Raw genomic sequence first — 14,748 nt, 5'->3', positions numbered from 1 at the left:
CGATGTTCCGGACTGTGCTTTAGTTATAAACTCGCCAATGGCAGCCGAGCAATCTACAAGATTCAGGCACCCAACCTTCATCAGAACGAGGCGACAGAAAGTACACAACCGGATTCAGTGACCCAACATTTCGGCAGATCCCGTTAGCGGCGCATGATTTTCCAGTTATTCTGCGGATTCTTCAATATCCGGATTGCGCATATATTTGCGATAATCGCTTGGCGTAACGCCAGTCGCCCGCTTGAAGGCGCGCCCGAATGAAATCGGATGGAGATAGCCGACTTTCAGCGCAATATCGTTTATCGAATCCTCGGTGTCGAGCAACATCCGTTTGGCATGGTCCATCCGCAGATTGATCAGAAAATCAACAAACGTCATGCCGAATTGCTGCTTAAAGAGTTGACTGGAATATTTCCCGTTGATACGAAATTTGTCCCCTATGTGATCCAGAGACAAATCCGGAGAATCGTAATGGTCCTCGATGTAATTCCGGATCTCGGAGAGAAGCTGGCGATTCGCATTCGCCTGGCGATAATCGATAGAGAACTTGAGCATCCGCTTCAAACTGGACGATAGAGGCGGCAGCATCGCCTCGAGCGTCTCAAGCTCCATAAGCTCGGTTAAATTCACTTGCGCAGACTGCCAATACTCCCGGATCTCCTCGGGCATGGTGTCGATCATGCGTTGAAATGAGCGAAGCATAAAGACGAACAAATGCCGGATCTCTTCTTTATTGAATAAGTCGGTTTCCAAATGGCGGAACAATTCGTCAAGTTGCGCTTCCCAATCGGATTTAAACATGCGAAACTCGTCAATGATGGAGCCGATTCTGGCGTAATATCGCGATAAATCGCCGCTTTGCCGCGCGCTCAGTTCCTCATGCCGGATCAACCGATTCATTCCTAGCGAGCATTTGTAATGAAGCGCCATTGCCGCTTGAGCAAAGGAGGCTGGAATTTCCCGCCACGAATTCGCTTGGCCTCCGATTCCGAGCGTGACGGAAAACCTCAAGTGAACGGCGACCCATGTGCGGAATTTCTCCCAGATCTCCTGATCCGCCTGGTCAGGGGAATGGCTCACGAGCAGCACCGTAAGCCGGTTAGCTTCTATCCACTCCGGCCAGAGAGTGTAATGATGACGATCGAAAAACTCATGCAGTACGTTCGTCAGCGAGAATCGCAGCAAATTTTGATCCTTCGTGTTATATTTGGCCTGAAAGTCCAGGTAACCGTCCATTTCCACAATTGCGGAGCGAATAGGGAGAGTTTCGGCTGATTCCTTCGACAAGCTGATATTGAACTTCGACAGATTGGCTCGCAATGCCGATTCCGTAAGAGACGGGTCGCCGGCGATCAGATCCATGAAGAACTGCTTCCGGCGTACGGGAAGATCCTGACGGCTCTGTTTTTCATAGGACAGATTCTGATCGATGACATTTTCCAGCACGGTGCTGATAAAAGCGAATTCGTCGTCTTCGGTTCCTTTCGACTCATTCTTACCGACCCAAGTCTGTATCTGTCCCAAGATTTGCTCGATGGGACGGTAGTTTCTTCTCGTGATATAAACGAGAGACATGAGGCTGAACAGAATGGCGGCAACGCCAAGGGCAACCCAGCCTCGAGAGATCACATGCATCCATTTGAAGAACCAGCCTCCCGTGATCCCGCTCTCGAATTGCATACTTGCATAGGGCGAATCGATTCGGGTCAGAATATCCCGTTGGTTTGGAAGGCTCTTACGGGATGGGTACATCATCGTTTGATCGCCGCTGTGTATAACCATGAACATAATGTCCGGGTTGATCATGTCGTTGGCGACGGACAGGAGCGAATCGAGCGAAACATTGATGACGACAACGCCCTGACTGCCAAGCGGAATCGGTGCTTTTTTCACAATGGAAATCACTTTCTTATCTTTTCCCCCGTTTAGATACTCCGGATAAAACCGCGCTTCGGACCAATGATCCTCCGGCGCCGACCGAATCGATTGCGACATGAACTCGTGGTCCGAAAAGAACGGCAGCTGTTGATACCGATCCTGCGTCAGGACGGAATTGTCGCTCGCCCTGTAAAGACAGATGGAGTAAATAACAGGAACATCCTTCATGATTTGCCGTATTTCGCTGGATGCTTCATAGTTGATCAAACGAGAATTCGATGAGGAGGAAGGCTCGAAAAAATCTTGAAAAGCTTGGTTGTCCTCAAGTTGCACCAGCACAACCCGTTCGGCTTCTTTAAGAGATTGCTCGATGGAATCGGAGACATAGGAGGCGGAGACGCGGTTTGCCTTTTCGGTTCCCCGGAACGAAACCTCGCTGATGACGAAACAGGATAGCAAGAGAATAATGGAAATTGTTGTGTATAACGCCTTCGCATAGGAAAAAAGCATTCTTTTGTACCAACTTTTCTTCAAACCGCATCTCTCCCGTTTCGAGCATTATTGAAAGCGAATACAATTATATTTATTTTATATCATACGATTATTCTCGCAAAATTAAGAAGTATTCTACTAAGCATTTGCCTCTGAATAAATAGATTTCTTTCTATATTTATTCGAAGCATGGTTCTTGATCTTATGGGGTTCTGGATATTTCGTGGGGCTGCTGTCAAACTTGGGGCTACGCATTTATTGTACCAAAATAACTCCGAATCGGCAGAGAGACTCTCAGCTCTCCAGACATGCAGAAAACCCGACCTCATTCGGTCGGGGGTGAAAAACGATCTTATCGGACGCTAATTAGAATGTCTCTCCTTATTGGGAATCCGGCCATATCAGACAGGCCGTAAGCGCGGCCGTCCAATGATAGTCCCGAATCGAATCGTATTTGTTCCGTATATCGTACGGCAATCGCCGAGGGCCCTTGCGATCGCAAGCAACCGGGGGAAGCTCGTCTTTAGAATCGTAATATTCGAACGTGACGCCGTATTGTTCATAATAGTTTTGGACCAGTTCCACCGTGCGCTCCTGCAGGATGTGAGCTTCTCCATGACGCTGATGCTTTCTAAGGCCGAGAATAATCAAATAATTCAAATTGATCCATACCGGACCTCTCCACATATCGGTCGACCACGTCGAATCCGAGATCGCGATACTGGGTAAAGGATATTTCGTAAGAAAATGCCTCTTGTCCTTCATCATGTCGACCAGTCGATCTATTTGCTCCTCGCGAATGCCATCAAGCAGCAAGGGAAGAAAACCACTGACAGCCTTTACCTTGGAAAAAGTCCGATCGAATTTGCGGTCGTAGAAAAAGCCGTCTTCTTTATCCCAAAGGTTTTCTAAGATTTGGCTTTCCATTGTTTGAGCCGACCTTTCCCAGAATAGGGTCTTGTCCGCAATTCCCAACTCTCGGCAGATTGCCGCTGTACAAGCCATGTCCTGTGCCATAAACACGTTAAAATCGACAGCGTCCAGCTTGCACGCCTCGTCGAATCGGCTGGAATTGTCCATCCCCGATTCGCCGGAACGACAATTTACATCTCCTTCGATCTCCCACTCCAAAAGCCCATTCCCGTTCGAGTCGCGATGATTCAAATTCCATTGCAAGTACGCTTCCAACCGCGGCAATGCTTGTTCCAACAGAACTTTTTGCTTATGGTATTGATAGTTTTGCCAAACTCCCCATGCCATAATAGGAGGCTGAGTAAGGGAAGAACGACTGCCATGCACTGAAATCTGATGAGGCAGCATCCCATCATCCAACTGTGACTCCAGCATGCTTGCCAAGCACTCCCATGAAAGGAAAGGGGAAAGTTTATTCATGGCAAGGGAGTGAAATACGGTGTCCCAGAGCCACATATCTTTATGCGGTACTCGATCCGGCGTGGACCAAAAGCGCTTTCTTGCTCCTTCTGGCGCCATCGTATTGACCTTCATGACACTGACACATTTATTCAGCAGCTCTGTGCGCCGAGTCGATGCCAATTGCGGTACGAGAGAGTAAATTTGCAATCGGCTCCCGATTGCAGAATCGATGTCGGACCGAATCCCCTCGCGCGCGCGATAACAGGCTTCTTCAGCCGAGTTTCCAAAAGCTAAAGCGAATCGATTGTTCGCCTGGAGCAGGACGACAACATCCCCTTTCACTTGATCGTACGAGATCTGAAAGCCGTCCTTGCGCATGACGCTGTCTTCAAGGCCGCCTTCCTCGAAAAGCCCGGTCTCTTCCGCCGCTGAACTTTCGCCGATGATTGTATGCCATGCGGTAAACACAAGCTTTGTCTCGCTTACCCCGTCTTCGAAAACACAAACATCGCCGGTGACAAATCGGAGCTTGGCCTCTTCCCGCAAAGGGACAATTAGCTTCCTGCGCAATGGGGTGTGAACCAGCAAGGATAAGCGCTCTTTCCCCCATGTTCCAACGAACTCCGCGCGTGCACAAGTCTCTCCGTCCCAGCCGGAATAAGCAAAAATGCCTCCTTCCCCAAGCACCTGAGGCAATGATTTGCGATCTACTGCAATCATCGCAACCCCCTCCTTTGTTTCTCATTTTGATTTCCCATATATCGATCTGTCATAAGACCACTTGCAAATCCTGTATACTCATCAAGGAACCATTCGGCTGCTTTCGTCATCAACCCAGTAGCCTTCAGCAGCTATTTGCCCTCTCCTCAATAATAAGAACCCATGCATACATAATTGTTCCCTGTCGATTCTCTCAAGAAAGTTAAGAATCGCCGAAGAAGGAATACCTACACTTTCAGGGGATAAAGCCGGCAAAAACACCTCACCTGAATTCATCATTTAAGCAATCTCCTTCCTTCGGCTCCATTCGTCGCATACCTTCACGTAGATGTAATCCGTTCGATACGCCCTTCCACGCCGCCGAAATGCTCGGTTTGTTCCATGCCGTTGACCGAGAGATGCCCTTCCCACGGCATGTGAAGGCTGCCATACTTCCGGTCTGCAATGGATACCTCGTAGGGCGAGAAGACCTTCCGTTCCATGGCGCATACATCATTCATAAATTGCTCAAAGGAGCCGCTCTCCCATCGATCCGACGCCCGCAAAAGCCATACGTTATCGTATCCTTCCGAGCGCAGCTCCCGGCCCCTGTCGGGACCAGTTTGCATAAGCTCACTTCCGTTCTGTGCGTATACGGCAATATAAGCGCCGTTTTTCTCGGCGAAATGCCATCCTCCTGCCTGCTCGGTTCGGTCGAACTCCGCAACCGGAAAATAGGCGTGAGTAAAATCGACGCTATGCTTAGGATCAATTCGGTACATCAGTATGCTTAACCCTTTGTATTGGGCCACTTTAGGCAGGTACCCGTTTCCGGCCCAAAAGCTTGGACGACCTGTTCCGAAGCAATTGCGCTCGCCGGGATGATTGACCCATACCTGCGCTTCCGGCGTAAAGAAGGCTTCAACGACATGTTCTTGATAACCCGGGAGCCCGGGTCGGAAATTATAAATAGAGGACATCGCATATCCGGCTCTTTTATACATGTACAGCTTGGCGTATCCATCTTTGCCTTGCTCATTTTTAAAGATGAGTTCTTCATTTACGTCCACTTTTAAGTAGGACTCGTACGTCTTAGGCGGCGCATAATCGGTTAGGCACAAAATAACGTTGCTTGTTGCGTAACTGTTCACATTGCCAACTCCATAGCCGATCCAGCATAGGGAAGTCGTTCCGACGATATAATGCCCTTTGATTTCTTTCTCGTTTGACCGTCCGAAGGTGGAGGCGACAAATCCTTGATGAGAGTTGATTGCAATATAGCCATAGAGCAAATCCATCGCTTGCTTCGCCATAGCCCGAAGCTTTTCGGATTCGGCCAAATCGTAAATATGCAATAGCCCGACGACGTCGATCGGAATATAAGTGCTAGAATTCCATTCCGTCAATCCTTCGGCAAAGAAGCGCTCGAACCATTGGGCCAACCGTTCTTCGCCCTTTTGTCGATGAATCAAGCCGCTCTCGCCGCTGTTTGTAAAGGTTTCCTCAGAAAACAGCTGGCCACCGAGTAATTCGCATGCATGGAACAACAGGGAGTGATTTTCGCTGAAAAACCACATGACATCGTCTCCGGGCTCGTCAATCCAATAGCGGAAATTCAGGACGCAGCTTTTGAGCTCCTCCCAGAAGTCAGGCTCGAACAGCTCCGTATGACGGTATTCCTTCCATAGCTTGAACAAGCCGATCAAATAGAAATCACTGCAGTCTCTGCGCTCGTTGATTCCCCGGATACCCTGCCTGATCATCGCTTTAGCTGCTCTAACATCGCGTCCAGTTTTGAGTTGCGCGATCGCTGTATGAATGCTCGGTCCTCCATGATCGGCTATGCAGGATAAAGCTAGCTGTTTACGCTCTTCGATCGTATTCGCCTGAATTTCCCCGTATGCCTGTGGAAACAGCTGCAACGCAGCGAGCTTCGAAATGTTGACTGAACCGACCTTCGTTTGGAAGCCCAAAACCGTAAAACCCATTTCGTAGCCCGATACTTTCCCCAGATTTATTTCGGCAGCACCTTGTCCTAGCATCACTACCTTTCTCACATTGCCATCAAACGATCTGCCATGTATGATGTTGAAGCTAAGCCGTTCCTTCAGAGGATTTGCCACCATCAACTTCACATCGCCTGAAGTTACAACATCCTTGGGAAAATAGGCATCTTCCAGTGCCCGCTCCACCGCTTTTACGTCTTCCGCCGAGGTGCCCAGGTCCAACGGAACCCGGATTCGTATGGCTTCCGGCCCTTCGTATTCGATATTGAAATAATACTGTGTGTCCCGCTCCGCCAGGTCCTCGCAGCATATGACCAATTCATTCAAGCCTTTCTGCAGCTCAACCGTCAGCTCTGTCTCCTGCTCGACGTTGCGTGTAAACGGAGCAAAATCGGTCACCAAACTGCCGTTCAGCCATAACGTCAATCCTCCGCACGTTCTCAAAATCAGTTTGGCCTGATGTGCGGACGAAGCGACGACGCCGGTGACGGCATAAGTGCACAAATGTGTAGGAACGAACCAGAACCCCGACCACTCTACACGCGGATTCCCCCAAGGGAAGTATACCTCCCACGGCTTCTCCTCGCCTCGCAGCGCCAGAGTGGAGCCCGGAAGCGCCCGTTCGATATCGATCTTGTCCGGCACATGGCTTCTGCGGTTCGTTACGAACTCCTTCCGGCAAGGATTTTCATGAATAGAGAACCCTTTGATAAGCCAGTCGTTGATATTGCCTTCCATCGTCATAGGAACGAACTTCATCTTCGTTTCGAAGATGCCGCTGGTGAGCCAGCGGTTAATGACGGTTCTCTTCAATTGCATAGGCTCGTATTGCAATCCGCTTGTCATGTCCTCTTGTCCTTTCATTGACGAATTTACGAAGTAAGTCCCCGGACGATTGCATTGTCCCGAACTGTACTTTTGTTATAAACTCGTCGACGGCAGGGGAGCAACCAACAAGATTCAGGCACCCATACTTCCTTCAGAGCGGGACGTCAGAAAGCATACAACCGGATTCAGCGCCCAAACATTTTGGAAGATTATAGCCGATATTTGGAACTTGAATCACAACCTTAATCCGCAGCAGTCCGCCAGCGAATCGCTTGCTGCTCGAGCAAGCACTTCCAATCCGCCGGAGGGGGCTGATCGCATACGACGCAGGCAATGTCCCGCAGTTCGCCGATTTTATACGAGAAGCGCACCCCCAGCTTGGAAGCGTCCGCAATGACGACCGGCTCTGCTGCATGCGCGATAGCTTTGCGGGAAAGCTCCGCCTTCCCGTCGTTCATGCTCGTAAGTCCCGAGTCCGGATCAAGTCCGTCGATCGAGATAAAAGCCTTGTCGACATAATGGCGATCCATCCATTCCACTGTCATCACCCCCGTACAACGGGCGTGCTTGGCGTGAATTTCCCCGCCTAGAAATACGACACGCCCGTCGAATCGTCCTTGATTGAGCCGATCGATCAGCAGCGAAGCCGCAGGGAACGAGTTCGTCAGTATAGTAAGTCCGCGCTGCTGCAAATACGGAATCATGCATAGCGGCGTCGTGCCCTCATCCAGAAATATCACCTCGCCGTCCCGGACGAGCTCCGCAGCTCGCCGGGCGACCCGGTCCTTCTCTTCCCGATGCAGCTCCATCCGTTCCAGGTGAGGCGGCTCCTCGCGGGTACCCTCGGGCTTGATTGCGCCGCCGTATACTTTCTTCAGCTTCCCTTCGCTCTCCAACTCGTCCATATATCGGCGCACCGACTCCTTGGACACGTCCAGCTGGCGAACCAGTTCCGCCGTCGTGACGTTCCCTTTGCTGTTCAGCAGCTCGAGAATCATTTTCTTCCGTTCTTCGCCGATGAGAGACACGATGTTTTCCCCTCCGAATTTTCACTGGCCTAATTACTTATAGCAATAGTGTAGCGGACCGGTTGCAGATTTTCAAGAAAATCCCAATAAATGTTTGTGTTATTAATTGATTTATGTTGTTTTATGTTGACAATCACCTTTATAGAGGAATAAGATTGGGAATGCTTGGAGCTAATGCCTGCGGTAAAGAATCTGTCTGCTTAACCAGACAGTTACCCGCACGGGGAAATTCGCGAGAAATGGCGGACACCGATTCGCGTAAATCAGGAGAGGATGCACGGAAACATGGGAGCGATTATCCGCTGGCTAAGACGATTTTCTGGGGCTGTACCGGCCCCGGGGTCAAGCCCGGAGCGACAATGCAATGCGGCATGAATCATCGACACGGCGGCTGTCGTTGTTCACGTGCTAGGATTGCCCGTACCCGGTACGTGGGAAGCCAAGCTGCCGGACGGTTTGTTTGCGAACTAATAAGAATCAGTCATGGGAAGAGACGGGCGACCGGCTATAACGTTTTCAGGCGGGAAGGCTTTCCCATGGAGTGCGTAGCATTCGGATGTTCGAAGGAGAACGTGAATTTGAGACCCGGGTAAGATTCGATGACGGCTCCCGGAATCTGATCCTTCGTCGCACTCGATTCACATTCTGAATAGGAGGAGATGGGGTTGTTATCCATTTCGTTGGTGCTTGTCCTATGTTCCGGCCTAGCCCATGCTATATGGAACTTTCTTGCCAAAAAAAATGAAGATAAAGCGGCATTTTTATGGATCATTCTAGTTCCGAGCAACGCAGTTCTCCTCGTTTATGCTTGTCTGGAAATCTCGCGGGTGGGGCTCCCGTGGAAGGGAATCGTACTTGCAATATTATCTATGGGGATACAAGCATTGTATGCCATCCTCTTGACCCAAACATACAAACAAGGCGATCTATCTCAGGTGTACCCGATCATGAGAGGCACGTCGACAGTGCTCACCCCGGTGCTGGGCGTAATCTTTCTCTCGGAGTCTCTACATGCAATGGGATGGCTGGGGATCATCTCCATGATATTCGGATTTATCGTCATGAGCGGGTGGTTCCCTGGCGTTCAGTCTGCAGGGCTTAGGTTTAAACCGGTTTTCCTGGCGATATCGGTAGGGCTGTGTACGACGGGGTATACGCTGATCGATAAGCTGTTTTTGCATTACCTCTCGCCGCTATCTCTGCTTGGCATTGCAAACATCGGATTTATGCTTGGCATTACGCGCTCCGTTATGCCCTTTGAGCGAATTCGGAGATCTTGGCAGAAATACCGGACAGTCCTTCTTATCGGCGCTATCCTTTCGCCTGGATCCTATCTTTTGTTTTTGTACGCCATGAATCAGGCTCCTGTCTCAAACATTGCCCCAATGCGCGAGGTCGGCATTGTTTTCGGCACCATTCTCGGTTTAACATTGTTAAAGGAGCGGCACGTTGGCAGAAGACTCGTCGCATCCATATTCATCGTATGCGGGATTTGGGTTATCGCTGCCTTTGGTTCGGGTTAGTTCGCTCGGCTTCGTGCTTGTCCGCGTTCAGAAAAGCCGAATATTCGGCTCCGAACGGACCTTCTCTTCCCTCATCGTCTCGCTCCTCTACCTGTCTTCATTTTCAACCCTCTAAATGGACTCCTATTCATTTCCATGCTATCAAAAGATCCGGTTTTTTAAAGCATGGAGTTGCTGTAGAATATATACATAATTTCATTCGGAGGAGTTTGGGAACGATGGCAAGCGATTGGAGCTTCGAGCCGGCGGCGGTCTCGAACGTTTTTTGGCAGCGGAAAAAGGAGTTCGAGCTGGCCTGCGACACGTACGGGGAGTGGGTGCTGTTCGCCGTGACCGACGGAGAGTTCCGCTATCGGATCGGGCAATCGGAAGGAGAGGCAGGGTTCGGGGATCTCGTGTTCTGCCCGCCGGAGACGGAGTTCCGACGGGAAGTCGTCCGCCCGCTGACGTTCCATTTCTACCGGTTCCGTTGGGTTCCGGTTCCCTGGACGCCGGAGCGGCAGGCCGAGGCGGATCCGGCATGGTCGCCTCCCCGCCCGTGCGGAGCCGTCGCCGTTCGGGATCATGCGCGGCTGTCTTCCGCTTACGCCTACCTGCAGCGCTTCGAGAACGCCGAAGAGCCCCGGCGGCTCGCCGTGGCGCAAGCGATGTTCCGGGACTTGTGGCAGCTCGTCTGCATCGAGGGGCTCGTGGAGCGAAGCGACGAACCGCAAGCGGACGCGCTCATGGCGGAAGCGGAGCAGTGGATTCGCCGCCATGCGTTCGAATCGCTGCGGCTGCGCGATTTCAGCGACCGCCACGGGCTCAGCGCCGTGCAGTTCACTCGCCGGTTCCAGGCGGCCTGGGGCCAGAGCCCGATCGACTTCGCCACCTCGCTGCGGCTGACCAAAGCGCGCTCGCTGCTGCTCGAGACCCGGCTGACGCTCGACGAGATCGCCAGGCAGTGCGGCTACGAGAACGGCTTTTATTTCAGCCGCATTTTCACCCGGAAGATGAACGTCAATCCTTCGCGCTTTCGGAAGATGAATCGGCTGTAGCGAGGCGATCACCGGGCGCTGCGATCGGCAACGAATCTGAGCGACGCTATTCGGACAAAATCATCGATTTGCAAAATGTAACGAATCCAGAAAACCTTATGGAGCGGATGATTGCCGTTTTTTCGACGATTTCGGGCCGATAAGAGCTTTCTGTTTCGTTAAAACGGACAACCGCTGCATTTTCGGGAAATAAGAATGTACAGATTCGTTAGCAGCTTCGAAATCCCCTTCCGTCAGGAAAAACGTCAAGCCGGATCTCCTGAGTTGCGGGGATAACGGGCCAAGAAACAGCCCTGCCGCACGAAGTGCAATCCCAGACTGGCATGACGGCCGCGCGAAGTTACTTCGCGGTCAGCCGGTATGTTCGTCCCGGCTGCGTCGGGAACGATAACGAACCGGTCGCCGATCGCTCCGCCGCAATCGATCGGTCCTCCTCGTCCGCAACGTCCAACTCGGCATCGGTCCGCAGGCGGCACAAGCCTCCAAGCGCGGAAATGATCTCCCCGCCAAGCAGCTTGCCGGCCGACCAGATCAGGCTAACCGTGAAGCCGCCCCGGGCGCGCAGGCCGCGCAGGCTGCCGTTCGGCCACGAGGACGGCAGCGCGGGCAGAAGCTCCAGTTCTCCGGCGTGCGATTGCAGCAGCATTTCGGCGATGGCCGCGGTAATGCCGAAATTGCCGTCGATCTGGAACGGCGGATGCGCGTCGAAGAGGTTCGGGTACACGCCGCCTCCGACGAAGTTATAGCCGCCATCGTCCTCCGCTGGCGTCAGCAGCCGGCCGATCAGCCGCAGGGCTCGATCCCCGTCGCGCAGCCGGGCCCAGAGCGCCGTTTTCCACGCCAGGCTCCAACCGGTGCCGACATCGCCCCGGCGTTCCAATGCGACGCAGGCCGCCTGTATCATCTCAGAAGAGTCGTCCTCCGTCTTCCATTCATTTCCCGGGAAAACTCCGTACAAATGAGACACATGGCGGTGGTGAACGTCTTCGTCCTCGTAATCTTCCAACCACTCCTGCAGCTGTCCATGCCTGCCGATCCGCACCGGCGGCAGCTTGCCGAGCGCCTCCCGCATCCGCTGTTCGAATGCCGACTCCTGCCCCAGCAGCTCCGCCGCCTCCAAACAATGGCCGAACAGCTCGCGTATGAGCAATAAATCCATCGTCGATGCCGTGCTGAGCGCGTTGGCCCGGCCGTCCGGCGTCACGAACCGATGCTCCGGGGAGGTCGAGGGGGACGTGATCAGGCGGCCGTCGCCGTCTTCGATCAGCCAATCCAGACAGAACAGCGCCGCTTCCCGCATGACCGGGTAGGCAACCTCCCACAAATAGCCCTCGTCCCCTCCGAAGGCGTAATGCTCCCATAGATGCTGACACAGCCATACGCCGCCCATCGGCCAGTTCGCCCACAGCGGATTGCCGTGTCCGTAATCTCCCGGCGGCGCGGACTGCCGCCACAGATCGGAATTGTGATGCGCCGTCCAGCCCCGGCAGCCGTAATTCACGGCTGCGGTCGCAGCTCCGTTCTCGGCCAGCTCGCCGATGAACCGAAGCAGCGGCTCGTGGCATTCGCCCAGGTTGCACGTCTCCGCCGGCCAGTAATTCATCTGGGCATTGATGTTCAAGGTATAGTTGCAGCTCCACACCGGCCGGACCTCATGGCTCCAGATGCCTTGAAGGTTCAACGGCTGCGTGCCCGGCCGCGATCCGGCGATCATCAGGTAGCGGCCGTACTGGAACAGCAGCTCGATCAGGCGCGGATCGCTTCCTCCGCGCTCGGCAATGAGCCGGTCCGTCGGCAGATCGGCGCCGCCGGGAGCGGCTGCCGAATCCGTCTCCTCCGGTCCGGACCTTCCGCTTGAAGCACCACCTTCAGCCCCGTTCCCGAGCAAGCGGAAGTCGACCCGGCCGAACAGCGCGCCGTGATCCTCCCGGTGCCGAAGGAGCAGTCGCCCGTACGGGATGTCCGCGGCGCGGTCCAGGCATTCGGCCGCCGCCAAGCCCGGGTCGCGGCCCTCCGTCCGCGGATCCGGCTCGCGGTCGAACCCGTTAAAGCTCGAAGCGGCGGACAGCAGCAGCACCGCCTCCGTCGCCCTTTCCACTCGCAGGCCGTCCGCGTCGTACGAGACGGCCGCTCCGGCATCCGCACGAACGCGCAGCCTCGCTTCGAATCGGATTGCTTTGCTCGTTTCCTCGTCCCCGTACTGTACCGGCTCGTCTGTCGCGTAATAGTTGGGTGCGACATTTTCCGGGCAGCGGCCTCTCAGCACCAGTGCGGCATCCTCGGCCTCGAGCCGGGAGCGCAGCGGACTGCTCAGCGCCGCTTTGAAGCTCAGCATTCCCGGACGGCTCGCCGCGAGGCGGACGACGAGCACCTGATCCGGGTACGAAACGAACGTCTCGCGAACGTATTCCGCCGATCCGATCCGGTAGCTCACCCGAGCGATCCCTTCGGCCAGATCGAGCTCCCGCCGGTATGCCTCCGTCCGGTTGCCGTGATAAAAGTTCAGCCACAAGTCGCCCAGCGGCATGTACGTTTGGGTATACGGCCCCATCATCGCTTCCCGGCTGAGCCGCTCGGCTTCCTCGTGCTCGCCGGCATCGATGAGCCGGCGAATGCGCGGGAGCGCCTCCTTCGCCAATGGATTGTTCCAATCCCGAGGAAATCCGGACCAGAGCGAATCCTCGTTCAACGCGAGCCGTTCCCGGTCCACGCCTCCAAACGCCATGGCGCCGATCCGCCCATTGCCGAGCGGCAGCGCCTCGGTCCACAGACGGGCGGGCTTGTCGTACCAGAGCTTCATCGGCTCGGCTCCAGGTATTCGTCGAGGACGTCCTGGATGCGGACGATGCGTCCGCCTTCGCGGATGCTGCGCTCCATCGCCACCATTACGGCCAGCGTGCGAATCGCCTCGTTCGCGTCCGGCAGCGGCGTGCGGCCCTCGTCCAAGCATTCGGCGAAATGCTCGATGTAGTTCTGATACTCGCCGGCATGATGGCTTTTGCCCTCGAAGCGGAAGAAGTAGTCGTGCAGGTGCTCCATCTCCGCCGTTGCCGGCTGTTCGCCCGCAAAGTGGGTATGGTAGACCAGGTTCGAATATTCTCCGCGCGTCGTGCCCGCCGAGCCGCGGATGACGCAGCCGATCGACGGTTCCACGCTTTGGCCGAGCGTCGGCAGCGTGTACGAGCCGGACACCTGGCCGATGCGACCGTCGCCGTCCCGCAGCAGGAACCGCATCGTGTCCCACGAATCGACGCCGTAGCCGCGGTTCGCCTCGCTGTTCAGGCCGAACCCCATGACTTCCGTCACTTCGGGCAAATACCAGCGCACCAGATCGACCGCATGGATCATGAAGCCGTACATCCAGCTGAATCCTTTTTGACGGCTCCAATCCTTCTCGAGGAACCAGCGACCGTCCGTAATGTAGTGCGCCTCCACCGTATGGATGTCGCCGTGCTTGCCCGCCTCGAAGTCCTGCCGCTGCCGCTTCATCGGCTCGAAATATCGGGTGCTCTGACCGACGAACACATGCTTCCCGCTCCGCTTCTGCGCCTCCAGCAGCTCGGCCGCCCCGTCCAGCGACGGCAGCAGCGGCTTCGTGCAGATGACGTGCTTGCCCGCCTCCAGCGCCATCTTGACATGCTTCAGGTGAAGCTGGTCCGGCGTGTAAATGGCGATCGCTTCGATCTCCGGATCGTTCAGCAGCTCGTCGTAGCTCGTCGTCCAGGCGGTGAAGCCGAACTCCTTCTCCCGCGAGCGGCACAGCTCCTCGTTCAGGTCGCACACCTTGCGCAGCTCCCACCGCTCGCTGGCCAGCGCCGCCGACATGATGCTGCGGCCTTCTCCCAATCCGACGACTCCCAGCTTGTAGGCTCGTTTCGTCATG

The 14,748-nt window shown here is 54.4% G+C and carries 9 protein-coding genes; 2 read left to right on the top strand and 7 right to left on the bottom strand.

The annotated features are described in order from the left end of the window. Positions 1–165: 165 nt before the first annotated feature. The 5 genes from H7C18_RS20335 to H7C18_RS20315 all read right to left on the bottom strand — a co-directional run bounded on the left by H7C18_RS20335 (position 166) and on the right by H7C18_RS20315 (position 8,305). On the bottom strand, positions 166–2,412 hold the full coding sequence (locus H7C18_RS20335) for a helix-turn-helix domain-containing protein (RefSeq protein WP_185130939.1): 2,247 nt from the start codon (positions 2,410–2,412) through the stop codon (positions 166–168). Positions 2,413–2,751: 339 nt separating this feature from the next. After that, the gene (locus H7C18_RS20330; RefSeq protein ID WP_185130938.1) at positions 2,752–4,464 is read right to left on the bottom strand and encodes an amylo-alpha-1,6-glucosidase; all 1,713 of its coding nucleotides are present in this window, start codon (positions 4,462–4,464) and stop codon (positions 2,752–2,754) included. An 81-nt stretch (positions 4,465–4,545) separates the two neighbouring features. After that, positions 4,546–4,743 carry a hypothetical protein gene (locus tag H7C18_RS20325; RefSeq protein WP_185130937.1) on the bottom strand — a complete coding sequence of 66 codons (198 nt, stop codon included), beginning with the start codon at positions 4,741–4,743 and terminating at the stop codon, positions 4,546–4,548. A 41-nt stretch (positions 4,744–4,784) separates the two neighbouring features. Continuing rightward, positions 4,785–7,295 carry a hypothetical protein gene (locus tag H7C18_RS20320; protein ID WP_185130936.1) on the bottom strand — a complete coding sequence of 837 codons (2,511 nt, stop codon included), beginning with the start codon at positions 7,293–7,295 and terminating at the stop codon, positions 4,785–4,787. Positions 7,296–7,519: 224 nt separating this feature from the next. Next, entirely contained in the window at positions 7,520–8,305 is a 786-nt protein-coding gene (locus H7C18_RS20315; RefSeq protein ID WP_185130935.1) for a DeoR family transcriptional regulator, read from the bottom strand. A gap of 665 nt (positions 8,306–8,970) precedes the next feature. Between H7C18_RS20315 and H7C18_RS20310 the strand changes: the two genes are divergently transcribed. Next, positions 8,971–9,828: a DMT family transporter gene (locus H7C18_RS20310; protein WP_238357841.1), complete on the top strand. Its 858-nt coding sequence runs from the start codon at positions 8,971–8,973 to the stop codon at positions 9,826–9,828. A gap of 218 nt (positions 9,829–10,046) precedes the next feature. Continuing rightward, on the top strand, positions 10,047–10,865 hold the full coding sequence (locus H7C18_RS20305) for an AraC family transcriptional regulator (RefSeq protein WP_185130934.1): 819 nt from the start codon (positions 10,047–10,049) through the stop codon (positions 10,863–10,865). A gap of 340 nt (positions 10,866–11,205) precedes the next feature. On the opposite strand, the gene H7C18_RS20300 is transcribed toward H7C18_RS20305, so the two are convergent. Then, positions 11,206–13,665 carry a glycoside hydrolase family 95 protein gene (locus H7C18_RS20300; RefSeq protein ID WP_185130933.1) on the bottom strand — a complete coding sequence of 820 codons (2,460 nt, stop codon included), beginning with the start codon at positions 13,663–13,665 and terminating at the stop codon, positions 11,206–11,208. Beyond that, positions 13,662–14,747, bottom strand: coding sequence for a Gfo/Idh/MocA family protein (locus H7C18_RS20295; RefSeq protein WP_185130932.1), 1,086 nt, complete (start codon positions 14,745–14,747; stop codon positions 13,662–13,664). Before H7C18_RS20295 ends, H7C18_RS20300 begins: the two co-directional genes overlap by 4 nt. Position 14,748 lies beyond the last annotated feature (1 nt).

Source organism: Cohnella zeiphila (assembly GCF_014212055.1).
Classification (GTDB): Bacteria; Bacillota; Bacilli; order Paenibacillales; family Paenibacillaceae; genus Cohnella; species Cohnella zeiphila.
This window is presented reverse-complemented; position numbering and strand designations above follow the sequence as displayed.